The following is a 26,163-nucleotide window of genomic DNA, read 5'->3' on the forward strand; positions in this document are numbered from 1 at the left end:
ACGATTATTATTGTGTTAGAAAGCAACTTAATTCTTTTAAAATTATGCCTGCTTCTCCTGCGCTCATTCCAGCACGCCTTCTTTAATTTCCGTCCATAGGTCCCTGTAACACTGGGCCGCATAACCCGACCGCGCGTAGGCTTCAATGGGGGACTTGTGTATACCCATTTTTTCTACATCGGAAAGGTAAGGGATATAGTTTTCAAAAAACTTTTTATCCTTATACAAGGTCTCCATGATTTCATTGTGCATATTCTTTCTGAGGTCGGCCATTGTAAAAAAGCACATCATCTTCGACAGTTCAATATTTTTTTCTTTGAAATATTCCTTTACCATATTGTAGGTACGAATGGAAAGCGTAGTGGGTATCACCGGCATCAGTACAATATCCGTGGCAGTAAAAATATTTTCCGACAATACAGAAAACCCCGGCGGGCAGTCTATAAAAATAAAATCATATACTTTATTCAAGGGCTGGAGAATATTTTTCAATCGTTTTTTGGAAGCTTTCATTTCTTCCAGGATCACATCAAAGCTTTTAGCCGAAAGATCGGCCGGAATAATATCTAAGTTTTCATAGTCCGTAGCCATGATCGCTTCTTCCAGATCAGCGTCTTTTTCAATCAGTTTTTTAATGCCACCCTTATGTTTGGGTTTGGACTGGTAGTAAAAGCTGGCGGAACCCTGCGGATCAATATCCCAAAGCAGGGTTTTATAACCGTCCTGCGCGGCCAAATAAGCAAAATTTACACAGGAAGCTGTTTTGCCTACGCCTCCCTTCAGATTGTACAATGCAATAGTAACCATACAATAAATATATAATTTTTTTGCTATTGATAGAAAGCGGGAAGGAAATTATTGGCCGTACTGCTATATTCGGCTACTTTTTTTACGGATAAAATTCCCGGTATATTGAAATATCTATGCTAAATATCTTAGCTTAGCAATGATAAACCGGTAAGGCAGGAAACTATGGCAGATGTGCATACAAAAGAAGTGAGGAGCTATAATATGAGCCAGATCCGGTCAAAGAATACAAAGCCGGAGGTGGTAGTTCGTAAATATTTATTTAATACCAGCATCTGAGCCTTGATTTAGCATCGTTGCGTTGCAATCCGTTCATCTCATTGCTGCTATTGAGCTTTCGTGTTCATAAATATTACTTACGCTGCAAATGAAAAATTATAATGGCTAAAATAAACTGGACAAGAGAAGAATTAATTCTTGCTTTTAATCTTTATTGGCAATTGGATTTTGGCAAAATGCATAGCCGCACTCCAGAAATAATTCATTTAGCAAACATCATTGGAAGAACGGCAAATGCAGTTGCAATAAGACTAACCAACTTTGCACACATTGACCCCTATCATCAGGAGAGAGGCATTAAAGGAATGTCTGGCGGAAGAAAACAAGTAGAGCCAATCTGGAATGAATTTATAAATAACAAAGAAGAATTAATTTTTGAAAGTGAGAAAATATTAGCAGAGAAACAACATGAAACCATCGAACAGAAATTTGCAGATATTCTTGTAGGAACAGAAAACTTAAAGGGAGAGACAAAAATCCGGGAAGTAAAAACGAGGGTTAATCAAAATTTTTTCCGGAAAGTTGTAATGGTAAATTATTCAGGTAAATGTGCCATTACTGGAATTGATATTCCCGAGTTGCTGTTTGCAAGCCATATTATTCCATGGTCTAAAAATGAAGATGAAAGATTGAATCCAGAAAACGGTATTTGCCTTTCGGCTCTGTATGATAGAGCTTTCGACAAAGGTTACATAAGCATCAATCATAAGTTTGAGGTTTTGATTTCACCAATCTTAAAGAAAAAACAGAAAGAAAATTATTACGAAAAATATTTTGCTCATCTAACAAATTCTCCGCTTCAGGTACCGAAGAAATATTTACCAAAAAAAGAATTTTTAGAATTTCATTTTGATACCATTTTCAAAAGATAAAACCAAAAAGTTATTTATGTACAGGCCAACAGCAAAAGGTTATTTTTCGGGATGTGGAGGAATGGAGCTAGGAATTATGCAAGCCGGAGTAAATATGATTCAATCACTTGACCTTGATATTGAAGCAACGGACTGTATGCAAATGAACAGGAACTACTTTTCTCACGCAGTTATTAATGGTGACATAAAAGATAAGACTGTATTGGAACAACCTAATTCAGAAATAATAGTTGGAACATATCCTTGTACAAAATACTCAGCAATAGCGGATATTCATGGAACAAGAACTGGTGATGATTTATTTCTGCATTTCTTCCGACATATTGCTATTGAACAACCAGAAATGTATATTGTAGAAAATGTTCCGGGAATGAAAAAATTTAAAGTGGTAATGGAAGCGATGACGAAGCTACCCGATTATTATGTAAATGTATTCTGTCCCATTGATGCTGCTAATTGGTTACCACAAAGAAGAAAAAGACTTATCCTAATTGGCACAAGAAAACCTTTTACTATTAATCCTCCCAAAAGTGTAATCAGCAAACCAAGATTAAAAGAAATAATAGAAAAGAACCCAGAGGTTGCAATGCCAGAATATGTACTTAGTAGAATTAACGGAAAGTATCGGGATAAACCAATTATTGTTGACCCTGATGAAATTTCCGCCATTGCACCTACGTGCGTAGCACATTACTCAAAAGATTTAGGTACAAGATTAGTAAGAGATGCTTCTTCAAAATATGGTATGAGACCATTTTCAATCAGGGAATATGCAAGACTGCAGGGATTTCCAGAAGATTTTAATTTTGAAAATAAAAGGAGTGCATATCGATTGATAGGGAATGCAGTAGCAGTGCCAATGGGGCGGTGGGTAGGTGAACAAGCGATAAGATATTTTAATTAAGACAGAAAACTAAATGGATTCGCTTTATTATGTTGACGCAAGAGTTAATACCTGCACAAGGGTGTCGAATGAGGAGTAAATTTTCCCCTCATGCTGGCGCAAGAACGAGATGTGGCATTGTGTCCCGGCCTTCTTGTGCCATATTTATGAACGATATCCCAAATCAATTAATCCTTTCAGCCCGCAAAAATCACGGGCGATACTGAATTTCCAGTCTTCCGGTTTAATTACGAAGCCTGTCAATACAAAATTCAGATGGATATGCTATTTCACCATTTTATAGATACCAGCCTTCGATGCCTTACCTAATTTTCAACTCTTTTATGCAGGCACAAGAAACCCATCACTCTTTTCCTGCGCCTCATTCTTGCGCCAAAACATAAGATGACGTAATTGAAGCAAGAGCAATGTTTGACGACATTGATGAAAAGACGATAAAGAAAAATGTTTTGACAGGAACAACTCACAAAGTTGGGCTTAATGACCGGCAAGTAAATGCTGTAATCTTTGTGAAGGAGAAAGAAAAAATCAGCAACAATGGCGGATATAATGAGGATTTGGCGGATAAATAGCAGATATAATGCTAAATATTGAATTGCACCAATTGCACCAGATTAAAAAAAAGAAAAGCTTAGCCGTGAGGATCAGGAGCCTTTCTTCATCTCCTGCAGCTTTTTCTGCATCGTAAACATTTCATCCCGCAACCGGGCTGCTTCCATGAAGTCAAGGTCTCTTGCGGCCTTTTCCATTTCTTTCTTAATTTTTGTTATGGCTTTCTCCATTTGCGGAACAGTATGATAGATCTCCTGGTCTTCAGCCGCTACAGTTACCAGGTCTTCATCGGGCGCCATAGCATAGGGCTTATTTACATCATATCCCTTAATGTCAAGCACCGATGTTTGCGCAAATACCTGCTCTTTTGATTTTTTTACCGTAGTAGGCGTTATATGATGCTCAATATTATAGGCAACCTGCTTTTCGCGCCTGCGATTGGTTTCATCAATGGTGCGCTGCATACTTTCCGTCATCTTATCCGCGTAAAAAATAACCAGCCCGTCTACATTTCTTGCTGCACGTCCCGCAGTTTGCGTCAATGATTTTTCATTACGCAAAAAGCCTTCCTTATCAGCATCTAATATGGCTACCAGCGATACTTCCGGCAGATCCAGCCCTTCACGCAGGAGATTAACACCCACCAGTACATCAATTTCTCCCAATCGCAACTGGCGCAATATTTCCACCCGCTCCAGGGTATCTACCTCACTGTGTATATATTTGGATTTAACATTAATACGATGCAGGTACTTATCCATCTCTTCAGCCATACGTTTGGTTAAGGTAGTTACCAGCACCCGGTCGCCTTTTGTTATTCTTTTATCTATTTCATCCAGCAAATCATCAATCTGGTTTACGCTTGGCCGTATTTCAATAGGCGGATCAAGCAATCCCGTGGGCCGTACCACCTGCTCCACTACTACACCACCGGTTTTTTCCAGTTCATAATCGCCCGGCGTGGCCGATACATATACCGTTTGGTTCAGCATAGCTTCAAATTCATGAAAGTTCAACGGACGGTTATCCATTGCCGATGGAAGCCGGAATCCATAATCAACCAGTACTAATTTCCGGCTCCTGTCACCGCCATACATGCCGCTGATCTGCGGAACGGTTTGATGGCTTTCATCAATTACGCACAAAAAATCACGGGGGAAATAATCTATTAAACAAAATGGCCTGGTACCCGGCGCCCGCCGGTCAAAAAACCTGGAATAATTTTCAACCCCGTTACAATAACCTAACTCACGGATCATCTCCACATCATAATTCACTCTCTCGCTCAGGCGTTGCGCTTCTATGTATTTACCCTCTCTTTTAAAATATTCCACCTGCCTGGCCATTTCATCCTGTATTTCATACAACACCTGCTGTAGCTGGTCTTTTGGCGCCAGATAAAGATTGGCAGGAAAGATGGCGGCGTTTTCTACCGCACTGATCCGCTTGCCACTGCTGATCTCCAGCGTTTCTATGGTTTCTATTTCATCTCCAAAAAAGCTCACGCGGTAACCGTAGTCCATATAAGGCAGGTTAATATCAACCGTATCGCCTTTCACCCGGAAGCTTCCCCGGTTAAAATCGCCCTGGCTGCGGCTATACAACGAATTCACCAGGGCATGCAAAAATCCCTGCCGGCTGATCACTTGTCCCTGGTGAATGCGGATGATACCATTCGCAAATTCCGCAGGATTACCAATACCATATATGCAGCTTACCGAAGCCACTACAATAATATCACGCCTTCCGCTTAACAACTGCGCCGTAGCCTGCAGCCGCAGTTTATCCAGTTCCTCATTTATGGAAAGATCTTTTTCAATGTAGGTATCGCTAACCGGCATGTATGCTTCCGGCTGGTAATAATCGTAATACGACACAAAGTACCCCACGGCGTTTTCAGGAAAGAACTGTTTAAACTCACCATACAATTGGGCAACTAAAGTTTTATTATGCGTAAGTACCAGCGTGGGGCGCTGCACATTTTGTATGACGTTGGCCATGGTAAAAGTTTTACCGGAGCCTGTAACGCCAAGCAAAACCTGTTGCGCTTCTCCTTCAAGAATGCCCTCCGTTAACTGGCGAATGGCTTCCGGCTGATCGCCGGCAGGCGTATAGGATGAATGTAACCGGAAAGACATATTATTTTATTCAGAAGAAAGACTGATGATTTTTGCGGGACCTTCGGTGTTCAGGTGAAAGTTATCAAAGCCGTTTTCAAATATTTCATTCAGGTATTTCAGGGAGAAGGACATTATTTTGTCTGCCCCTTCCTGGGGAGTTATGCTTTCAAGCGACTCAGGGCCATTCACATCTTTATAGTCCCGCATACCTAACTGGAATGAGGCAATTTCGGCAGTTTTATTTAAATAAGCGCTATGGGCTATCATTTCCTGTTCTTCTATAAATGGCTCGCTGTATTCCAAATAGTCCTCATCTGCATCGTACTGGATAATATCTTTTATACCAAAGCGCTTCGACTGTGCCATAAGATAACCTTCCAGTTCGGTAGCATCATTAAACAGCGGAGATTCACTCACCTCAGCATCCTCTTCTTCCTCTTCATCTCCTCCTAAAGCCGCATTATCAATAACGTCAATTCCGAGGGATACCAATTGGAGCAACAGCCTGTATTGCTTGTTGGTTAGTTCTACTTTTTGCATATATATCGTTTGTTCTTATAAATAGTCTTGCAAGGCAATCAGCACCACATTTTTTGCAAAGATAAGCTGATCCATATTCCTGAAAATACGCCCCATTGCCTACCTGAATTTCACCCACACATATTCGTCTGTAATCCTGTCGTTCTTAATGGCCGATTTTTGTTGTACCGATTCCAGATGGAAGCCATTTTTTTCCAGCACTTTCATAGACGCTTTATTATATTCAAACACCCTGGCATAAATACGAATGAGCCGGGGAAAAGTTGCAAATGTATACTCCAGCATTTGCTGTACGGCTTCGGTTGCAATACCCTTTCCCCAAAAAGGTTCTCCTATCCAATAACCCATTTCTGCGCTAATCCGCGAAATATCATCCTGTAATTCAAGCCCTATACATCCGGCAAGTTGCCCCGCCGCCTCTATGGCCAAAATATGCGGGGGATTCTGCCTTCTGCAATATTTTATAAATGTGGCAGCATGCTGCAATTTGTATGGATGTGGTAGCCGGTCTCTTACATTATCCCATATCTTAATATTATTAGCTAAAGCAGCTAATATAAAGCGGTCTTTTTTTTGCCAGGAGCGTAAGGTAACCTGCATGAGCGCCCATTTTACAGCTTTCGTTTTATATAACCGCTGTAATCGGGTATTACAGCTTCATACACTTCATGCATGAGCGGGGAAGTCATTAAAAAGTCTGAGCTGGTTCTGTTGCTTGCCGCAGGAATATTCCAAACCACCGCCAGGCGGAGCAATGCTTTCACGTCCGGGTCGTGCGGCTGGGCTTCCATTGGATCCCAAAAAAAGATAAGCACATCAATTTCTCCTGTGGCAATCATCGCCCCAATTTGCTGATCACCGCCCAATGGGCCGCTCAGTACCTGTTTTACCGGCCTGTCCAAACTTTCTTCCAGCAGTTTTCCTGTAGTGCCCGTGGCTATCAGCTCATGCCGCGCCAACACCGTCTTGTTAAACACTGCCCATTCCATAAGGTCTTTCTTTTTATGATCATGTGCTACTAACGCTATGCGTTTACGGGCGCCTAAAATACGGGAGGTTGTCATGAATGCTATTTAGTATGGAAAAGTAAGGCCCAATTAGTGATAAAAAAAGGGCTTAACTCATTTATTCATCATATCCCTGCAATAATAAGCCATATTTTTTACTGCCGGATAGCGGGTTAAGCACAGATTAAAAAAGCCGTTGAAAAATGAATTTCAACGGCCAGCCTTAATAACCGTCCATTATTAAAAAGGTGAATATTATGATGCCAACTGCACTTCCTTGATCTTTTCCCTGATCCTGGCTTCAATTTCATTTGCCAGTCCCGGGTTATCAATCAGCAATTGCTTTACGGAATCCCTGCCTTGTCCCAGCTTATCCGTATTATAGCTGTACCAGCTTCCGCTTTTTTGTATAATGTTCATTTCAACGCCCATATCAATAATTTCTCCGGCTTTTGAAATGCCTTCACCATACACAATATCAAATTCAGCCGCGCGGAAAGGGGGCGCTACTTTATTTTTTACTACTTTAACTTTTACGCGGTTACCCACGGCCTCATCTCCGTCTTTAATCTGCGCCATGCGCCTGATATCTAACCGTACTGATGCATAAAACTTTAATGCATTACCACCCGTGGTAGTTTCGGGGTTGCCAAACATCACGCCGATCTTTTCCCTTAACTGGTTAATAAAAATACATACCGTATTGGTTTTGCTGATGGTAGCTGTTAGTTTACGCAAGGCCTGCGACATCAGTCTCGCCTGCATCCCCATTTTACTGTCGCCCATTTCTCCTTCCAGTTCGCTTTTAGGCACAAGCGCGGCTACAGAATCTATGACTACCACATCCAGTGCGCCGGAAAGAATCAGGCGATCCGCAATCTCAAGCCCCTGCTCGCCATAATCAGGCTGGGAGATGAGCAGGTTGTCTATATCCACGCCCAGTTTTTGCGCATACCCGCTGTCAAAAGCATGTTCTGCATCTATAATAGCGCATACTCCCCCCTTTTTCTGCGCCTCAGCAATGATGTGTATAGCAATAGTGGTTTTACCCGAAGATTCAGGTCCATATATTTCAATAACCCTTCCCTTTGGCACACCACCAACGCCCAAAGCCACGTCCAGTCCTATTGATCCTGTAGAAATAACTTCTATCTGCTGTACGCCTTTTTCATTCATCATCATTACGCTTCCCTTCCCATAATCCTTTTCGATTTTGTCCATGGTTAGCTTGAGCGCTTTTAATTTTTCATTGCTTGACATAGTTGTATGAGGTTTTATGTACTCAAAATTAACTGTTGAATGTAAAGATATATATAAACTTATTAACACTAACATATTTAGTAAAAAAATACTAAATAATTTTGTTTTAGCGTAAACTATCTCTTTAAAATCCGAAGGAGGCTGTTAGTAATAAGCAGTCGGAGCAATAAGCCGGGCCGGCAGCAGTCAGCTAAAGTATGCCAACGATGAGCTATTCGTTCCTCTCCCTTCTCACCTTCACTCTCTTCATATCTGATACCTCGCCAAAAAAAAATACCCTCTCCGGAGAGAAGGTATTGCTTTATTAAAAATAATCAAGCTTAGTTTTTGCGGGAATTCTGGCGGCGTTTGCTCCAGTTGTTGCCTGGCTTAAATCCATTTCCTTCCTGGCTGCCTACCCTGTCCATGGCGCAACGGAAACCAACAGTACTGCTACCCTGTGTTTCATCAAGAAAACGGCGTGTGCCGGGGCTTAACCAATAAGCACGGTCATTCCAGCTACCACCTTTAATTACTCTTGCATGGTCGCTGATCAAAGTCGTTTTCCCGTAACCATAGGTAACCTGTGAAGCAGAGTCACCATCAAGATAGTCAATTACATTACCTCTCTGGTAATTACGGCGGTTCTTACTTTCTTCATCGGTAACAAATTCCTTTACCACTCTGCCCAGACTATCTCTCTCAAATTCGCTATTTTGATTTTTCCTGAATTTCTCAAAACGGTTACCACGATAAGGATTGAAATCGTCATTATCCATACTGGAAAGCGGACGGTATACATCGGACACCCACTCATTAACGTTTCCAGACATATTATATAATCCAAAGCCGTTGGGATAAAAAGCATCAACCGGGCCAGGTATAGAAGCGTTGTCATTTAAACCGCCTGCCACACCCATCATATCGCCACTACCGCGTTTAAAGTTGGCTAAGAACTTACCCTGCCAGCTTCCATGCCGTCCATCACGCAAACCATTAACATTCTGGCTCCAGGAGTATACCTGCTTTTCCTTGATCAGTTCTTCACCCGAACCATTTGATTTTTTCTTTGGTTTGGGGTTCTGATTAATATACCCGTAAGCGGCATATTCCCATTCTGCTTCAGTGGGCAGCCTGTAATTCGGTAACATATACCCATCTTCAAAAGTAACTTTTGTCCGGGGTCTGCCATTAGCATCCATTAAAGGATTTTTCTTGGGTTTGCCGGGTTGGGGCTGGTATAAATCTTTCAGGTAGGCCTGCGTGTTAAAGTTTTCCTGACCCTGCCCCTGCATGGTTTTTAACTGGTTCTTATTGATATATCCTTTTTCCACCAAAATCCTTTCATTTACCCTGTCGCTGCGCCACAGGCAAAAATCACTGGCCTGTTTCCAGCTTACGCCTACTACCGGGTAATAATTATAGGAAGGATGACGGAAATAGTATTCTACCAGCGGTTCATTATATGCCAGCTCCTCTCTCCATACCAATGTATCGGGTTTGGCTGCTTCTAAAACCCCGGCATACTGGGGATCATCAAATACAGATTCCAGCCAGTGCAGGTATTCACGGTAGTGAACGTTGGCAACCTCTGTTTTATCAATATAAAAGGAAGAAACCGTTACACGGCGGGGTATATTATTCCAGTCTCCCATTACATCCTCATCCGTAGCGCCCATAGTAAACGTACCACCCTGCACAAATACCAGTCCCGGGCCTGTGTTTTGCTCTTTTTCTTTGGATACGTTGAAACCACCCATGTTTTTATCATTATAGTTCCAACCGGTTACATCCGATTTATCGTGTTTCTTCTTACCTAAAAGTCCATTTTTACATGAACTAAAGAACAGAGCGACTGCGGATAAGAGAAGCAAATTTTTCAAATTCAGTAGTCTTTGCATTTTGCTGGATTTAAACTAAAAAAAGATAACGGGTATACACCTGAAATATTGTATCAAAAGAAAGCCACACCCTTCCTTTTAACAGGCATAAAACAAGGTTAACAACCTGCAATTTAATTACTTTACAAAAAGGCCGGCGGCCTTTTGTGTTTATTAAATGCTAAACTTACAAAACACCAATCTATTATTGAGCCAAAGTGGTGAAAATCATATACAAAACAATATTTATTTTTTTACCCCGTTTGTAAGAAAGGTTTAACAGGAAGGGGCATGGTAATTGTTAAATGTGGCCGGTTTTTGAAGGGATGTTAACAATTTGAAGATGAAAAGCCCTGAAAAACAAAAAACACTGCCTTACTTTGCAAATCAAGTTCATAACGTATTAAATGGAATTAGAATATTGAATAAAATGCTACTTTTTTATTCTTTTTCAATCAAACACAATTTCTGATGAAACATTCATTGAGGAGATTTTCTGTTGCCGGCCTGCTGCTTATAGGTGTACCGGTCAGCACTTTTGCGCAAAATGCTGAGCCTATCAATATTGTTACTACCGCGGTTCCCTTTTTGCGTATTTCGCCCGATGCCCGCGCCGGCGGTATGGGAGATATGGGTATATCTACCACCCCGGATGTTAATGCTCAATTTTATAATGTTGCCAAGTACCCTTTTGCCAAAAGTAGCGCCGGACTTGGGCTTACCTATACCCCGTGGTTAAAGGACCTTGGTTTAAATGATGTGTTCCTGGCATCTTTGGCAGGCTATTACAAGTTTGATGAACAACAGGCAATTTCCGCTTCCTTAAGATATTTTAGCCTGGGTAATATACAATTTACAGACGCTTTAGGAAATAACTTAAACCAGTTTAATCCCAGGGAATTTGGGCTGGATCTTGGTTATTCCAGAAAATTGTCTGACCAATTGTCTTTAGGCGTAGCGCTTCGCTATATCTATTCTAACCTGGCAGGCGGGGCATCTACCAATGGGTACTCTTATAAAGCAGGTACTGCAGTAGCCGGAGACATTGGATTGTATTACACAACGGCCAATGAAGAAGGGCAGGGATGGAATGTTGGTGCCGCCTTTACCAACCTGGGTTCCAAAATTTCATACACTTCCGATGCCAGCCAAAGAAATTTTATTCCCGCCAACTTTGGAGTAGGCGTGGGGCATACCTGGGTTAGCAACGAAGTACATAAAATAACACTGAACGGGGAATTCAATAAATTGCTGGTACCTGCACCCCCGGGAAATAATGCAGATTCTGCAGATTATGCCAAATACAACAGTGACGGCGTGGTAAGCGGTTGGTTCAAATCTTTTAGCAATAAGGCCCTTGCTTATTCTGTTGGCGGGGAGTATATGTATAATGATCAGTTTGCTTTAAGAGCAGGCTATTATGGGGAAAGCGCCAATATGGGAAAAAGAAGTTATGTTACCTTGGGCGTTGGTGTCAATTATAATATTTTCGGACTTAATTTTTCTTATCTTCTGCCTTCAGGAAACGGCGTAAACAGGAACCCGCTTTCCAATACAATCCGTTTCAGCCTCCTGTTTAATCTTGGCGGCGAAATGGCAACAGGAAGCAGTGATTAGGTGCGAAACCAGGTTTAACTTTTCAGGGCCCAACAAGGTTTATGCAGCCTGTTGGGTCTTTCTTTTTATTTTAGCAAAAAAAACATGTCTTACCGGATAGGATTAGGGGTTGATTTTCACCAGTTAACCGAAGGGAAAAAATTATGGATAGGAGGTATAGCCATACCCCATTATAAAGGCTCCCTGGGGCATAGCGATGCCGATGTGCTGCTGCACGCTATTTGTGATGCCATGCTGGGTGCTTTAAGCTTAGGCGATATTGGCCTTCACTTCCCGAACACTTCTGCGGAATTTAAAGATATTGACAGTAAAATTCTGCTGGAGCGAACGTTTGCATTAATTCAGCAAGAAGGATATGCTATTGTAAATATTGATTCCACGCTTTGCTTAGAACTCCCTAAAATACAGCCTTATGTATCAGAGATGCGCCAAACGATAGCGCGTATTGTAGGCCTTACGGTTAAAGACGTTTCTGTTAAAGCTACTACTACCGAAAAAATGGGGTTTGCCGGAAGGGAAGAGGGACTAATGGCCTATGCAACGGTATTGCTGAGGGAAAAATGAGTGGCGAGTAGCGAGTAGTCAGCTATAAACGATAAACCACCAACCGGAAAACCTGAAGTGGGAATTTTGGATTTTGCATGCTATCCGGGTGTTTCCTGTACTCCGCACGCCTCCTTTTTTCGCCCTCTTTATTTCTATACATTTGCTATAATTAAACTGAAATAAGGCATGAGAAAAGTGTTTATTATTACCGCTTTTGTTAGTTTGGTAATAACGGGCCTGTTATCCTATGCGGTAAGCTGGTGGTGGCTGGTAACTTTTGTTATAGTAGCACTGCTCATTATTATGGGCATTTATGATATGCTTCAAACCCGGCATTCCATTATGCGCAATTACCCTGTGGTGGGGCGCATGCGCTACTGGATGGAGGATATCCGGCCTAAAATGTACCAGTATTTCATTGAGTCGGATATTGACGGACGTCCTATTAACCGTATTGACCGCTCAACCATATACCAGCGGGCCAAACGGGAAATGGATACGATGCCTTTTGGTACGCAATTAAATGTATACGAGGAAGGGTATGAGTGGCTGAGCCATTCCATAGCTCCAAAAGACTTTAGCACCTTAAACCACGATCCAAGAATACTTATTGGTAATAAAGACTGCAAACAGCCCTACTCGTCCAGCATTTTAAATGTATCGGCTATGAGCTTTGGAGCCCTAAGCGCGAATGCTATTGAAGCTTTAAACGGTGGTGCCAAAATAGGCGGCTTTGCACACAACACCGGCGAAGGCGGCATAAGCGCTTATCATCTTAAGCAGGAAGGTGATCTTATATGGCAGATAGGAACAGGATATTTTGGCTGCCGGGATGAGGCGGGTAATTTTTCGGCGGAAGTGTTTAAGAAAAATGTGAGCCGGCCACAAATTAAAATGGTAGAGCTCAAACTTTCGCAGGGCGCCAAACCGGGACATGGCGGTATTTTACCGGCAAAAAAAAATACGCTTGAAATAGCAACTATCCGGCATGTGCAACCTTTTACAACAGTTGCTTCACCACCCTTTCATAGCGCATTTAGCTCTCCGAAAGGATTGATACTATTCATACAACAACTAAGAGAATGGAGTGATGGAAGACCCGTTGGCTTTAAACTTTGTGTAGGCAGGAAAAGTGAATTTGCGGGAATATGCAAGGCAATGGTGGAATTAGATATTTACCCCGATTTTATAACGGTGGATGGTGGAGAAGGAGGTACAGGCGCTGCCCCCCAGGAATTTTCCAACTACGTAGGAGCGCCTATGATGGATGGTTTGGCCTTTGTGCATAATATGCTGGCAGGCTTTGGAATAAGGCAGCATATTAAAGTAATCGCTTCCGGGAAAATTTTATCGGGGTTTCATATACTCCGCGCAATAGCGCTGGGCGCAGATGGCTGTAATAGCGCCAGGGCCATGATGATGGCTATTGGATGCATACAGGCATTGTTATGCAATACCAACAGGTGTCCCACCGGCGTTACCACGCAGGATCCGCAACTTACTGTGGGTTTGGTAGTGAAAGATAAAAAATACAGGGTTGCCAGTTACCATGAAGAAGTGGTTAAGTCTTTTGTAGAGCTTTGCAGTGCAGCGGGAGTAGGCGAACAGGAACAACTTACCCGCTCGCATATTTACCGGCGGGTGTTTATGAATGAAGTAAGAACGTTTGAAGATATCTTTCCATCGCTGCAACCAGGCTGCCTGCTCAACGGCAATATACCGGAAAAATATAAGCAGGATATGGAAGCAGCAAGTGCAGACAGATGGTGATGAAGAGGGAGAGGGTTGCAGGTTTCGGGTCGGGGGACGTTTGACTTTCACCTACCCGCTCACCATTCACCCTGGGCCGTTCCCTCACTTCAGCCGCTTCATTTTAACCATCTCAATACGGGTATCGCTTACATTAATAATATCAAATTCATAACTGTCAATAATAATCCTTTCCTTGATCTTCGGTATCATTTCGTGGTACTGAATGATATATCCCGAAAGGGTTTCCGACTCTGTTTCGCCAAAATCAAGATGGTACTTCCTGTTTAAATAATCCAGTTCCAGCCTGCCCGAAAAAATAAATTCATTTTCAGCTATTTGCTTTTCAACAAATTTGTCCGTATCATATTCGTCACGTATTTCACCAAATATCTCTTCCAGCAAATCTTCCATGGTAATAATGCCCGCAGTGCCTCCAAATTCATCTACTACCCATGCTATGCTTTTTTGTTCTTTGGTGAATTTGCTGATCAGGTCCATCGCGCTCATGCTTTCGGGAACAGCCGGTATAGGCAGCAGGATAGATTGTATATCGGATGGATTTTTAAAAAGCTCAATCTGGTGAATATATCCCCGGATATTATCAATACTATTTTCATACACTACCAGCCTGCTTAACTTAGTGTCAATGAATTTTTGTTTTACATCCGTTATTGACGTGCCTATCCCGATAGATTCTATCTCCTTGCGTGGTATAAGACACTGGCGTATTTTAACTGAAGGAAGTTGCAGCGCGTTCTCAAAAAGCCGGGCATTCATATCCTGCGCACCGTCTGACTGGTTTTTGTGCTGCTGAATAAAATGTTCAAGATCCACCGGGGAGATAGCCACTTTTTTTTGATCCGATATCCGTATATTAAACAAATAGGTAAGTATCCATTCGGAGATGCTGATAAAAAAAGACGCGATAGGATAAAGAATACTATGAAAGAAATCCAGTATGCCTAACTGGGCAAAAATAGATAACACAGAATCATTCTTTGCCCTGAATACAGCTTTAAAAGAAAACTGCACAATGAGCAAAATTAAGGTGGAAAGCAGGGTTTCAAAAATAAGCCGCAGGTATTTTACGTAGGCAGAAAATGATGCGGCAAGATGCAATTCAATCCAATCCCACAACGGCGACAGAAATTCTCCAACAAGCAGCCCGTATATTACCACTGCCAGGCTAAGTCCAACCAAAGTAGTTCCTATAAACTTTACCGGTTGCTCAAGCAATTGCGATAGTATTCTGCCGCTGCGTAAGCCCTGCTTTCTTTTGAGCTCGAAAGAAAACTTGTTGGCAGATACAAAAGCTACTTCAATGCCGGCAAAAAAACCAACCAGCAGTAAGGTTAAAATGATACCGACTAATTTTAATACATCTACATCAGTCATATATCTTCAAATATAATAAATTGATTAATAATGTTTAATAAGACTAAATAGAAATATTACCGCTTTATTCATTACGGTTATTTTAATATGTTTTTTGGCATATAGGAAGAACGGAATAAGCGCATGCCGTGTTGCATACAAAAATGATAAGTTGAAATAAGTCATTCAGCCGTTTGTATGCAACTACCGGCCCGGCAGGCTACCCTTAACCTATGCAATAATAGCGGTAATTATCCTTTCGGCATCGCGGCATGCCTCTTCCAGATGATTATTTACAATAGTATAGTTAAACTGGTCTTTAAATGATAACTCGTAAGCGGCTTTATTTACCCTTGCTTCCAGCGATTCCCTCGTTTCTGTTCCCCGGCTTTCCAATCTCTTTTGTAATTCTTTAACCGAAGGGGGTTGAATGAAAAGAGAAAAAGAAGATTCCGGGAAACGACGCTGTATATGTAATGCGCCCTTAACATCAATATCCAGTACCGGGGTTTTTCCTGTTTTCCAGATACGTTCCAGCTCCGATTGTAAAGTGCCGTAATATTTGCCTTCATACACCATTTCCCATTCTACAAATGCATCGTCCTGTATTTTTTGCTGGAATATTTCCTTAGTCAAAAAATAATAATCCTTACCCTCTGTTTCATTTGCCCTGGGCTGGCGGGTAGTAGCAGATACGGAAAATGCAAGCTGTTCAGGGTATTGCTGCAACAGGTATTGCACAATAGTTGTTTTGCCTGCACCCGAAGGAGCTGTAATAATAATAATCTTATTTTGACGCATGCTTTATTAAAAATGGTTTTAACGCAGGAAAACGCCGGTATTCCAAAAACTACAACACATTCAGATGCGCTGTATTTGCGCTCCCAACTGCTGCAACCGTTTATCAATATATTGATATCCCCTGTCTATCTGTTCAATATTCTGTATAATGCTTTTGCCTTCGGCGCTGAGGGCTGCAATAAGCAGGGCAACACCGGCGCGTATATCGGGGCTGCTCATGGTAATGCCCCGCAGATGGTGCTGCCGCCCCAGGCCTATTACCGCGGCACGGTGCGGATCGCAAAGGATAATTTGCGCACCCATATCAATGATCTTATCAACAAAAAAAAGGCGGCTCTCAAACATTTTCTGGTGTACCAGCACCGACCCCTTGGCCTGTGTGGCCACCACCAGCACAATACTCAGCAAATCGGGTGTAAAGCCCGGCCAGGGATGATCGTAAATAGTCATTACAGAACCATCCAAAAATGTTTGTATCTCGTAAAACTCCTGTTCAGGAATATGAATATCATCGCCTTTATATTCCAATTGAATGCCTAACTGCCTGAACTTATCAGGTATTTGTCCTAAATGTGCTATGCCGGCGTTCTTTATAGTAATGTCGCTTTGGGTCATGGCCGCCAGTCCTATAAATGAACCTACTTCAATCATATCCGGCAACATGGTATGTGTTGTTCCACCCAAATACCCTACCCCTTCAATTGTGAGCAAATTAGAGCTTATGCCGCTTATACGTGCCCCCATCCGGTTCAGCATTTTGCATAACTGCTGCACATAAGGTTCGCAGGCGGCATTGTAAATGGTGGTAGTGCCTTTTGCCAAAACGGCTGCCATCACAATGTTGGCCGTTCCGGTTACGGAAGGCTCATCCAGCAGCATGTCTGTGCCTTTCAAAAAAGGCGCTTTAAGATGAAAGAACCCGTCTTCCTGGTGATAATCGAACTGTACACCTAATTTTTCAAAGCCAATAATATGGGTATCCAGCCGCCTTCTTCCAATTTTATCTCCCCCCGGTTTAGGAATAAAAGCTTTCTTAAATCGTGCAAGTAAAGGCCCTGCCAGCATAACGGAACCACGCAGCCTTCCGCTTTTTTTATGGTAGGTTTCACTGTGGAGGTAATCAATATTTACATCATCCGCTGTAAAAGAACAGGAATGGCGGTTGTGCCGCTCAATTTTTACATTCATTTCCCCAAGGAGCTCTATCAGCAGGTTCACATCCACTATATCGGGTATGTTATATATGGTTACTTTTTCCGGGGTGAGCAATACAGCGCTAATAATTTGCAGCGCCTCGTTCTTAGCACCCTGGGGTGTTATTTCGCCCTTAAGCTTTTTTCCGCCTGTTACTTCAAATGAATGCATATTCAATATAATGAGTGCAAATATAAAACCCCGGCATGGTGATCATACTGCCGGGGTTCTTTTATTTTCTGGATTACGTGTTTACTTAAATCTTTTCTTAAAATGTTTTCCACCACTCTTGCCATTGCGGTCGTTGCGGTCGTTACGTCCGCTGTTGCCTCCATTGTTCCGCTGCTGATAACCGCCGCCTTTGCCGCCCCCACGCTGGAAACGGTTTCCTTCCCTGGTGTCTCTTTCGCGGTAAGCCTTCACAAATGGCGTATTGGTAAATTCAAGCTGACCATCGGTAATGGCATTTAATTCACTGCGGATGGCATCGTCATGCACCAGCTCTTTATGCCATGTATTGTAGGCAAGTTTCATATAATAGGCGATGGAGTTAGCAAAACCCGAACGTTTATCCGGATTTTCTTCCTTCAGGGCCTTATTAATAACTATTTCAAGATTTTTACCAAGATGCGAATACCTGGGGTACCTTTTGGGATAAGGCAGCACTTTGGGCTTGGGTTTTAACGTTTCCCGCGTTGGAATAGGATAGGGACTGTCAACATCCAGCCTAAAGTCGGACACTAAAAAAAGGTGATCCCATAACTTATGCCTGAAATCTTCTACATTCTTCAGGTGCGGGTTTAGAAAACCCATCAGTTCAATCAACGCATGGGCGTTTTTTTGCCGCTTCTCCCTGTCCTCAATCGTTATTACGTAATCAATCATCTTTTGAATATGACGGCCATACTCACGCATAATGAGATGATTTCTCGTGGTATTATATTCCATGTGTAAGTTCAAATGTTGGTAAAAGTACAAAAGAGTTGGCAACTTTTGGGGTATACCAGCTCTTTTGTGAGGAATATAGGTTTATTGAATACCGGCCTCCAGGCTATCAGCCTCTGATCCTGGGGTTTGATCAGGCCCGAAACCCTGTGATGCGGTCTGACCCTCCTTCGTTGGGTACCCACCGTATCACAGGTCACCTGATCATTAACCGGCTTGTATACTGTGTTCTGTTAGCGGTATTGGTTACACGTATAAAGTATATGCCGGGCTGGTGTTTCTTCGTAAAGGCAAGTGCATACTGCTGTGAGCCGTTTGGAACAATATGATTTCTTTCTACAATTTGCCCTATACTGTTGATAAGGTCTGCCTGCAGATCGTGTTTTTGTATGCTATTGAATTGCAGGTAGATTTCCTTGTCTGCCGGGTTGGGAAACACGGTAAGCGCCAATGCCTGCAGGTTTTCTACAGTAACCGAAGTAATAGCCGAATACTGCACTTTACCCCTGGCATCTGTTTGCTTTAAACGGAAATACAATTTGCCGCTAACAGACTTGGGAACAGCATAATCAAATTCATATTTTACTACGGTTCCGGAGGATGCGGGTTGCTGACTTTCCATAGCGCCGATACTGCTGAAGCTGTAGCCATCGGTGCTTACCTCGGGCGTATAGCTAATACCTGTTTGCTCTTTTTCTTTTATCCAGCTTAACGCGATATTACTGTTATCCGTTTTGCGTGCCGAAAACGTTAACTTCCCCTCGGGCAATATGCTCATGGGACAATAGGTGTAGGTGGTGCTGATCGTAACCTGTGTATTGAGCGTAACGATTCTTTGCGAATATCTTCCGCCAAATCCTTCGGCAAGCAGAGATGCCAGTACATCATATCTGAATTTTACTGGTCCGGTTCCTGTAAATTCACCAAATGCTGAAGGATCAATTACACGGCTGAAGCTACGGGGGCTGATATTACCATCTCCGTCTACATATGCCGGTGCAGCCTGTATTTCCCCCCATCCGTTGGAATAATCAGCATTAGGCCCGTTACTGGTCCATGGCGGGGTGCTGGTTTCTACTGCAGGGTTATTGCTGGCCCCAATAAGCGCGGTAGGATATGTTATGCTGGTATCAAGTAAAATCCCTGCACCCAATCCCGGGCCCCTGATAAAATCCTTTCTTCTGTACGTGATGTCATACAATATTGGCTCTCCCACATCATTGATCACTTCCAGTAAGGCATAACCTAAGGTGGATATGCTAAGATCAACACCCATAAGTGTGCCCAATGCCGGATTAAATTTATACGGGTAATAAAGTGAATCTGTTAAGCTGCCCAGGTTGGTAGTATAGCTGTAAGTTATAGTTTGATAGGGTCCCCCACCGGGGCATTGTGCGAGTGATACCTTATTCCAGTTCAGCAAAGCATATACTATAACGAAGCAAATGCGTAGAATTCTAAGCCTCATAGGTATGGATTTTAGTTTACAATAGGTTTGGATACAAAAGGAAACCGTTTTGGAGTACTGCCGGTATCATATCTCCATCAATGATATTTTACCGGAAATAAACAAGCGGATTACCTTTACAACAATACAACAATAATAACGCCTGCTACCGTAAATAAGTACTGCATACCGGCGGCGGAAAAGACATTTAAAATTGTATTTCTTTTAAACAATTGTAAATCATGAAAGTGATCATAAACGGGGGTAAACGGTTTTTACCAAAGGAGAAAAACTTTGAGGGCTTCATTCACCATATCTTTTGCAGGCTTTGCCAGGTGCATACCACTGCTACTTTTATTTTTTTATCCTGTGATAACAGCAGCTCTCTGCCCGGCAATGGTTTGCCCGTTGCTTTGCCGGTACCTTTTCTTGCCAAACCGGTAAGTAAACTGTGGTATAACCGGAAAGTAGCATCTGTAATAAAAAAAACCGGAGCCGGTATATTGATCACACTCAACGGGCAGCCCATATCAGCACCTATCCATCAAATGCTGGTTATAGCGGATATTACAGATCGTAAAAAAATAAAAGCTGCCGTGAAGTATGTAGATAGTGGTAAGCGGTGCAGTATTATTACTCCATCATTTTTGATGAAGCAAAAGCTGGTTAGTGAAGGTATAGCCGAAGCTGCTGTTTTTGTACTGCCCCAGTCGCCCGGTTTAATATACCAGCCCTTCAACTGGGAAAAAAGAGAAGCCATCAAAAATACACATACAGAAGGGAGGGAATACCTTCTGATGCCGCTGCCGGCCGTACCCCATCATCATATGATCAATACCTTAAAAGCTTTTTCTCAATTCAAAAAATGGCAGCAAAGCAATATGCGGCTTGTTTTAGCAGGAAGTCTTACCAATAATAAAAAAACGCGGGAACTTTTGCAAACATACAGGTACCGGAGCGATGTACTGCTTATGGAAGAGAAGCTGAATGAAAAAGCATATGCGGCTATACTGGCATCCTGCATGGCCATGATTTATTTGCCCGGTAATGAGGGAACGGGCATAGTGCTGGCGGAGGCGTTACAATGCGGTACGCCTGTTATTACCACCGCCACTGCTACCCTTACAGCAGCAGGCGGCGATGCTGTATTGTATTGCGACCCCGCAGATATAAAAAAGCTTGCCGGTGAAATGGTTAAATTGTACAAGGATGAGAAGTTCAGACATACCCTTACCGGCAAAGGAGTAGAACAGGTTTCGCTACACAACGAAGCAACCGTGATGCACAGGCTCTGGAATTATATTCAGCAGGTGGTTACCGCATAAATCCGCTTACCTTTGCATCATTTTCATACAAAGTAGTCATGCAAAAATCAACAATTACTATTGACGTTACACTCGACCAGGATAAGATTCCTCACCAGATTTCGTGGAAGGCCAGTAGCAGTAGTGCCGAAGAGCCGCAGCATTCAAAGGCAATGATGCTGGCTTTTTGGGACGGGCAGGAAAAATCGGCATTGCGTATTGACCTATGGACTAAAGAAATGATGGTAGACGAGATGGGTGATTTTTTTTACCAGACGCTGATGACCATGGCGGATACCTACCGCAGGGCTACGGGCCAAACTGAACTGGTGGAAGCTATAAAGTTATTTGCCGGCGATTTTCATAAAAAATCGCAGGAACTTTTAGAAAAAAGTTAGGTGGTTGCCCGAAGGGCGTGTTATTTAGTGTCAGGTCAATCAAATGATGTATTTATATTATCTTGAAAAGTGAGCGGATAGTAGCGAATAGGCAATGGGCAATAGTGAATTTTAACCCCTCACTATTTACCATTCACTACCTCACTCCCCTCACGTTTCACTTCTCACGTTTCACCTTTGATACAGCACTTGTTTAACATATAAAACATACACTATGGCATTGGAGCAAATAGTAAATGATCAGATCAAAGCCGCTATGCTGGCTAAAGATGCGAATAAGCTGCGCGGACTGAGGGCTATTAAAGCCGCTATTATTATTGCTAAAACATCCGAAGGCGCCGGAGGGCAGTTAGCGGAAGCCGATGAAACCAAATTATTACAAAAGCTGGTAAAGCAACGCAAAGATTCATTGGAGATCTACCGGCAGCAAAATCGTGCAGACCTTGCCCAAACAGAACAGGAAGAAATTGATGTGATAGAAGCCTTCCTTCCAAAACAATTAAGTGAAGAAGCATTAAAGGAAGCACTGATTAAAATTATTGCTGAAACAGGCGCTGCTTCGCCCGCGGATATGGGCAAAGTAATGGCTGCTGCCACCAAGCAACTGGCAGGACAGGCTGATGGCAAAACCATTGGTGCTGCAGTGAAGGCTTTGCTGACAAAATAATATTGTCCTTTACAATGCTATAACCATGTGGATTGATATTGTATTTCTTATTATACTGATAATAAGTCTGGTTAAAGGCGCCATGAAGGGTATTGTAATGGCATTGTTTTCATTTGCCGGGTGGTTCATAGGCCTGGCGGCAGCGTTAAAATTATCGGCAGTAGTAGCGGTATACCTGCAGTACCATGCCAGTATTAACGCCAAATGGCTGCCCCTGATCGCTTTTATACTTGTATTTGCTATAGTAGTATTGCTGGTACAGTGGGCCGGTAAAGCAATAGAAAATATATTCAATTTTACTTTGTTAGGCTGGGTCAACCGCTTGGGCGGCGCATTACTTTATGCCGGGATGTATGTGCTGGTGGGCAGCATATTATTGTTCTATGCCGAAAAGATGCAGTTGATCAGCCCGGAAACCTTATCGTCCAGCCGCGCTTATTCGCTTACCGCAGGTTTAGCGCCTGCCGTAATAGAAGGATTAGGGACCATTATACCCGCATTTAAAAATACTTTCCGGGAGCTGCAAACTTTTTTTGATAAGATGGGCAAAGCGTTTTCAGGCAATGGATAACGGGTATGTTTAATCAGGCTTTATGCTTGCGGAAGAATCAATAGGAGGGAATGGTCTGTTCCTTGAAAAACCACTATCGCGAGTAGCTGAGCTGTCCTGTACAGGAGCGCCGGAAAATTCCCCTTCAGGAACAGGTAATATGCCCTGTGAAGGGTTAATGATCTTAATATTCCTGAAATCCTGCGAAGCTTCCAATCCCTGACCGGGCAAAACGGTACCATCCTTTTTGGTAACCCGTATAGGCTTGTCGGTGTAAAATATCTCTTTGTTCTGATCCCACCATAATTCCTGGCAGCGCAGGGTATCCTGGTTAAATTTCTGAATAACCACCACGCTGTCTCTCAGGTACATTTTTTTTTGCCCTTCAATATACCTGCCGTATAAGGCATCCAGTACGCTTTCTACCTGCAGGGAGTCATCGTAAAAGTCAACGTGCAGCGCATTCGGGAATTCCACTCTTGGCAATGTATCCTGGTAGCGGTACATTAACGGGGCGGTAAGTTTGGCCTGCATTTTACCGGCCTGGCTAAAATAGGTTTCAATTGTCCGGGCCTCGTCAACCCCTATTTTTTTTTCTGTAAGTTCCCTTATTTCCTGCTCACTGTTTTCACAACCAGCCAGGCAAAAAAGGATAACATATAAGGATGCACAGGTAAAAAATTGTTTCCTCCCGCCGGTACGCATTATTGGTATGTGCGTTTGATAAACCATATATCGCTCAAAGATAAGCCTACGGAAATCCTGTAAAAGGTTTCGCGGAGTGAATTGCTTTTATTACCGCGGGCGCCAATTTCAAAAGCGGTATTAATGCTGGTATACTGACCGGAATATAAACTGTATCCATACTTGCGAACCGGAAAAGAAGCGCCAAAGGTAACGGCATATGCCGGCAGGCTCTTATTAACAGTAATATAGTCGGGGCCTATATAAAACCCGGCGCGGTATTGCACCTGTGCCCAGTAGCTTGTGCTTTTATAATTAGGTATCACCGATCCACCCACCCTGAACAACCAGCTATTTTTTACTTCATCTTTCTGATCGTAATAGCGGTAATCCGCCCATTGCGACAAACTGTATTCAGCGCTTACAGACCAGGTAAAGTCTTTTTCAATAGTAATACCCGCCCCATAGGTAGCAGGTACTATAATTTTACCTTTATTGTCTTTTGAAATATATACGCTGTCTTTTTGTATTTCTCCCAGAGAGGCGTTATATGCAAAGGTTTCCCGCGTAATATTCCTGGAGGCGTTCAATGCATTTTTAAACTGGGTATATGCGCCCAGCTTAAGCGTAAGGTTTTTGCTGATGCGGGTTGAATACTGCGCTCCCGCGTGTACAAAAAAACCACCGAAGAAAGTACTGTCGGCCCATTTGCCCTTTTCATATAAAACACTGTCATTTATAAAAAGACGTTCGGTAACATAATTTTTACTGCCAAATGAATAGCCTGCATTAACGCCAACGGTAAAATGTTTACTGCCTATGCCGGTTCCCATATATGCCTGGTAGGAGCCTCCCTGTCCGCTAAAAGAAGTAAGTACGCTGTCTACGCCGGGTAAACGGGCAGCCTGCTGCAATTCGTAATTGATACGGGTTAACGGGCGCAACCCAATGTTCATGCCCCAGTTATTCTTTTTTAACAAAGGGAAGCCCACCTGTACATAAGATGGTATAAGATAGCCCGAATTCAGCGTACGGACCGGGTTGGTAGCTTTCAGGGTACGGCCCGTGTAGTCGAGCCCCACATCAAACGTGGTATATTTTAAACGGGCGTACGATGCGGGGTTAACAAAATTTACGGTTACCGGGTCATAGTATGCGGCCGAAACCCCACCCATAGCGCGGTTTACAATATTCTGGCCGGGCACAATATCGCCTAAACCATACCGGGAATAGGGAGAATTTTCCTGCGCCGAAGCACTATTTTTTATCAACAAAACCACACTGAACAAAAAAAATATTCTGCAGTTAGTTATTATACTCACTGATCGCATACAAGCCTTTATAAATTAGATGAGGGTCTGCAAATATCTTATTTTTCAGCACTTGAGCAAAATAGGGTGAATCGCCCCCGGTTAAAAGCACGTTAAAGTTGTTATATCGCTCTGAATATGCGTCAATTATGCCGTCAATTTCTTTTGCCATACCCAGTATTACCCCGCTGGTTATGTTGGTTTTTGTGTCATATCCCATTAATGGGAAGTTCCAGTCTGCCTTTACCAAAGGTAATTTGGCGGTATAATCCCTTAACGATTTAAGCCGCATTTCCATTCCCGGAGAGATGCCCCCTCCCAAAAACTGGTTGTATTTACTGATAAAATTATAGGTGATGCAGGTACCTAAGCCAATTACCAGGTTATGCTTACCCGGGAAAAAAGCAGTAGCTCCTGCCGATAGGGCCAGCCTGTCGGCGCCAATTGTTTCCGGTTTTGTAACAGGAGCGGTAAAAGGCAGTTTGGTAAGATTGGTGAGTAAATGAAACTTTGAATGTTCCGCCAAAACGCGTTCCATTTCCTTATTATGGTTAATTACGGAAGATAAAATACTTTTCTGCGGTTGAATTTGCTGCACCAGGCGATCAATTGTACCCGGCTCCGCATCATCCAATACTTCTACAGATTGCAGTTCGCGTCCGTTAAATACAGCATATTTAAGCCGGGTGTTGCCAAAATCAAAACAAAGCGTTACCATTCCTATTCAAATTAACAAGTTTAAAGAAACAATGGCAGCATCAAAAGTCTGTTAAAATATGATAAAACCATTAACTGATTTAGGCAGGTGTCGGAAATAGATTGAGGGAATAAACAATATTTGCTATCAACCCGTACAGCCATCGTTCCAGGGTATTAAAATCAGCCATGATTACAATCGCCGGCATGGCAATGATTCGCTTTTCGGCATAAGGTATAGTTCATGTAATGAGCGGTAATGATCAATATAACAGCCGGAATCAGCAACAGGACATGATAATCATGAAACAGTTCTTTCAGCAGGAGAAAAGATATTCCCGCACTGAAAAAAAATACCGGTAAAGTTTTATGATGATGCTTTTTATAGCCGTGATATAAAGCATACATACCAACCACAAAGGCCAGCCCTATCATACCATATTCAAAAAAGTAATTGTGGATGATATTAATGCCGAAAACCGGTAAACTGGTGAGCAGCAAAGGCAAGACAGCACAATGGATGGCGCAGGCTAAAGAAGTGGTAATACCAAGGGCATCATAATTGATCCGGAACATATAGATAATTAAATTGGCGGCAAATATATAAATATTATGCAACTTTGTTGCATTTAAATAATGAACCTGAAAAATGGGAGGTTAACCCGTGCTTGAATCCTT

At 42.5% G+C, this 26,163-nt stretch carries 27 protein-coding genes; 11 read left to right on the top strand and 16 right to left on the bottom strand.

The features are described from left to right. Positions 1–63 precede the first annotated feature (63 nt). Entirely contained in the window at positions 64–807 is a 744-nt protein-coding gene (locus tag VL121_RS02740; RefSeq protein ID WP_325401906.1) for a ParA family protein, read from the bottom strand. Between the two features lie 165 nt (positions 808–972). On the opposite strand from VL121_RS02740, the gene VL121_RS02745 reads away from it, so the two are divergent. From VL121_RS02745 to VL121_RS02760, 4 genes are all read left to right on the top strand, one after another. Next, on the top strand, positions 973–1,086 hold the full coding sequence (locus VL121_RS02745; RefSeq protein WP_325401908.1) for a hypothetical protein: 114 nt from the start codon (positions 973–975) through the stop codon (positions 1,084–1,086). Positions 1,087–1,187: 101 nt separating this feature from the next. Beyond that, a complete protein-coding gene (locus VL121_RS02750; RefSeq protein ID WP_325401910.1) occupies positions 1,188–1,958 on the top strand; it encodes an HNH endonuclease in 771 nt (256 codons plus the stop codon). A 16-nt stretch (positions 1,959–1,974) separates the two neighbouring features. Beyond that, on the top strand, positions 1,975–2,862 hold the full coding sequence (locus VL121_RS02755; RefSeq protein ID WP_325401912.1) for a DNA cytosine methyltransferase: 888 nt from the start codon (positions 1,975–1,977) through the stop codon (positions 2,860–2,862). A gap of 407 nt (positions 2,863–3,269) precedes the next feature. Continuing rightward, positions 3,270–3,434: a hypothetical protein gene (locus VL121_RS02760; protein WP_325401914.1), complete on the top strand. Its 165-nt coding sequence runs from the start codon at positions 3,270–3,272 to the stop codon at positions 3,432–3,434. Between the two features lie 72 nt (positions 3,435–3,506). Here the strand turns inward: VL121_RS02760 and uvrB are convergent, their stop codons facing one another. From uvrB to VL121_RS02790, 6 genes are all read right to left on the bottom strand, one after another. Further along, the gene (uvrB, locus tag VL121_RS02765) at positions 3,507–5,552 is read right to left on the bottom strand and encodes an excinuclease ABC subunit UvrB (RefSeq protein WP_325401916.1); all 2,046 of its coding nucleotides are present in this window, start codon (positions 5,550–5,552) and stop codon (positions 3,507–3,509) included. A gap of 6 nt (positions 5,553–5,558) precedes the next feature. Beyond that, positions 5,559–6,074 carry a hypothetical protein gene (locus VL121_RS02770; RefSeq protein ID WP_325401918.1) on the bottom strand — a complete coding sequence of 172 codons (516 nt, stop codon included), beginning with the start codon at positions 6,072–6,074 and terminating at the stop codon, positions 5,559–5,561. Positions 6,075–6,173: 99 nt separating this feature from the next. Further along, positions 6,174–6,674, bottom strand: a complete 501-nt coding sequence (locus tag VL121_RS02775) for a GNAT family N-acetyltransferase (protein ID WP_325401920.1) — start codon at positions 6,672–6,674, stop codon at positions 6,174–6,176. Positions 6,675–6,685: 11 nt separating this feature from the next. Further along, positions 6,686–7,138 carry a methylglyoxal synthase gene (locus VL121_RS02780; protein ID WP_325401922.1) on the bottom strand — a complete coding sequence of 151 codons (453 nt, stop codon included), beginning with the start codon at positions 7,136–7,138 and terminating at the stop codon, positions 6,686–6,688. Positions 7,139–7,336: 198 nt separating this feature from the next. Next, entirely contained in the window at positions 7,337–8,341 is a 1,005-nt protein-coding gene (recA, locus tag VL121_RS02785; RefSeq protein ID WP_325401924.1) for a recombinase RecA, read from the bottom strand. A 320-nt stretch (positions 8,342–8,661) separates the two neighbouring features. Further along, positions 8,662–10,221 (bottom strand): SUMF1/EgtB/PvdO family nonheme iron enzyme, encoded by a 1,560-nt coding sequence (locus tag VL121_RS02790; protein ID WP_325401926.1) that lies wholly within the window; start codon positions 10,219–10,221, stop codon positions 8,662–8,664. A 450-nt stretch (positions 10,222–10,671) separates the two neighbouring features. Between VL121_RS02790 and porV the strand changes: the two genes are divergently transcribed. The 3 genes from porV to VL121_RS02805 all read left to right on the top strand — a co-directional run bounded on the left by porV (position 10,672) and on the right by VL121_RS02805 (position 14,133). Then, positions 10,672–11,817, top strand: a complete 1,146-nt coding sequence (gene porV, locus VL121_RS02795; RefSeq protein ID WP_325401928.1) for a type IX secretion system outer membrane channel protein PorV — start codon at positions 10,672–10,674, stop codon at positions 11,815–11,817. Positions 11,818–11,901: 84 nt separating this feature from the next. Further along, positions 11,902–12,381, top strand: coding sequence for a 2-C-methyl-D-erythritol 2,4-cyclodiphosphate synthase (gene ispF / locus VL121_RS02800; RefSeq protein WP_325401930.1), 480 nt, complete (start codon positions 11,902–11,904; stop codon positions 12,379–12,381). 168 nt (positions 12,382–12,549) lie between these two features. Further along, complete coding sequence (locus VL121_RS02805) at positions 12,550–14,133, top strand: FMN-binding glutamate synthase family protein (protein WP_325401932.1); 1,584 nt, start codon at positions 12,550–12,552, stop codon at positions 14,131–14,133. A gap of 84 nt (positions 14,134–14,217) precedes the next feature. Here VL121_RS02805 and VL121_RS02810 read toward each other — a convergent pair whose 3' ends face one another. The 5 genes from VL121_RS02810 to VL121_RS02830 form a co-directional block, all read right to left on the bottom strand. Beyond that, positions 14,218–15,510 (bottom strand): hemolysin family protein, encoded by a 1,293-nt coding sequence (locus VL121_RS02810; RefSeq protein WP_325401934.1) that lies wholly within the window; start codon positions 15,508–15,510, stop codon positions 14,218–14,220. 210 nt (positions 15,511–15,720) lie between these two features. Continuing rightward, positions 15,721–16,290: a guanylate kinase gene (gene gmk / locus VL121_RS02815; protein ID WP_325401936.1), complete on the bottom strand. Its 570-nt coding sequence runs from the start codon at positions 16,288–16,290 to the stop codon at positions 15,721–15,723. A 60-nt stretch (positions 16,291–16,350) separates the two neighbouring features. Then, entirely contained in the window at positions 16,351–17,655 is a 1,305-nt protein-coding gene (murA, locus tag VL121_RS02820; RefSeq protein WP_325401938.1) for a UDP-N-acetylglucosamine 1-carboxyvinyltransferase, read from the bottom strand. A gap of 81 nt (positions 17,656–17,736) precedes the next feature. Further along, entirely contained in the window at positions 17,737–18,432 is a 696-nt protein-coding gene (locus tag VL121_RS02825; RefSeq protein WP_325401940.1) for a DUF4290 domain-containing protein, read from the bottom strand. Positions 18,433–18,625: 193 nt separating this feature from the next. Then, a complete protein-coding gene (locus tag VL121_RS02830; RefSeq protein ID WP_325401942.1) occupies positions 18,626–19,897 on the bottom strand; it encodes a choice-of-anchor E domain-containing protein in 1,272 nt (423 codons plus the stop codon). Between the two features lie 221 nt (positions 19,898–20,118). Here VL121_RS02830 and VL121_RS02835 point away from each other — a divergent pair, with 221 nt between their 5' ends. The 4 genes from VL121_RS02835 to VL121_RS02850 all read left to right on the top strand — a co-directional run bounded on the left by VL121_RS02835 (position 20,119) and on the right by VL121_RS02850 (position 22,816). Next, positions 20,119–21,201, top strand: coding sequence for a glycosyltransferase (locus tag VL121_RS02835; RefSeq protein WP_325401944.1), 1,083 nt, complete (start codon positions 20,119–20,121; stop codon positions 21,199–21,201). Between the two features lie 38 nt (positions 21,202–21,239). Further along, positions 21,240–21,578: a gliding motility protein GldC gene (gldC, locus tag VL121_RS02840; protein ID WP_325401946.1), complete on the top strand. Its 339-nt coding sequence runs from the start codon at positions 21,240–21,242 to the stop codon at positions 21,576–21,578. 214 nt (positions 21,579–21,792) lie between these two features. Next, positions 21,793–22,245 carry a GatB/YqeY domain-containing protein gene (locus VL121_RS02845; protein WP_325401948.1) on the top strand — a complete coding sequence of 151 codons (453 nt, stop codon included), beginning with the start codon at positions 21,793–21,795 and terminating at the stop codon, positions 22,243–22,245. A gap of 25 nt (positions 22,246–22,270) precedes the next feature. Continuing rightward, positions 22,271–22,816, top strand: a complete 546-nt coding sequence (locus VL121_RS02850) for a CvpA family protein (protein ID WP_325401950.1) — start codon at positions 22,271–22,273, stop codon at positions 22,814–22,816. A gap of 9 nt (positions 22,817–22,825) precedes the next feature. On the opposite strand, the gene lptC is transcribed toward VL121_RS02850, so the two are convergent. The 4 genes from lptC to VL121_RS02870 form a co-directional block, all read right to left on the bottom strand. Continuing rightward, positions 22,826–23,500 (bottom strand): LPS export ABC transporter periplasmic protein LptC, encoded by a 675-nt coding sequence (gene lptC / locus VL121_RS02855; RefSeq protein ID WP_325401952.1) that lies wholly within the window; start codon positions 23,498–23,500, stop codon positions 22,826–22,828. Next, positions 23,500–24,759: a BamG family beta-barrel-assembly machinery protein gene (bamG, locus tag VL121_RS02860; protein WP_325401954.1), complete on the bottom strand. Its 1,260-nt coding sequence runs from the start codon at positions 24,757–24,759 to the stop codon at positions 23,500–23,502. Before bamG ends, lptC begins: the two co-directional genes overlap by 1 nt. A 25-nt stretch (positions 24,760–24,784) precedes the next feature. After that, the gene (locus VL121_RS02865) at positions 24,785–25,507 is read right to left on the bottom strand and encodes a type III pantothenate kinase (RefSeq protein ID WP_325401956.1); all 723 of its coding nucleotides are present in this window, start codon (positions 25,505–25,507) and stop codon (positions 24,785–24,787) included. Between the two features lie 161 nt (positions 25,508–25,668). Then, positions 25,669–26,061, bottom strand: a complete 393-nt coding sequence (locus VL121_RS02870; RefSeq protein ID WP_325401958.1) for a MerC domain-containing protein — start codon at positions 26,059–26,061, stop codon at positions 25,669–25,671. Positions 26,062–26,163: the final 102 nt, after the last annotated feature.

The sequence above is a fragment of the Agriterribacter sp. genome (assembly GCF_035497235.1).
In the GTDB taxonomy this organism is placed as follows: domain Bacteria; phylum Bacteroidota; class Bacteroidia; order Chitinophagales; family Chitinophagaceae; genus Agriterribacter.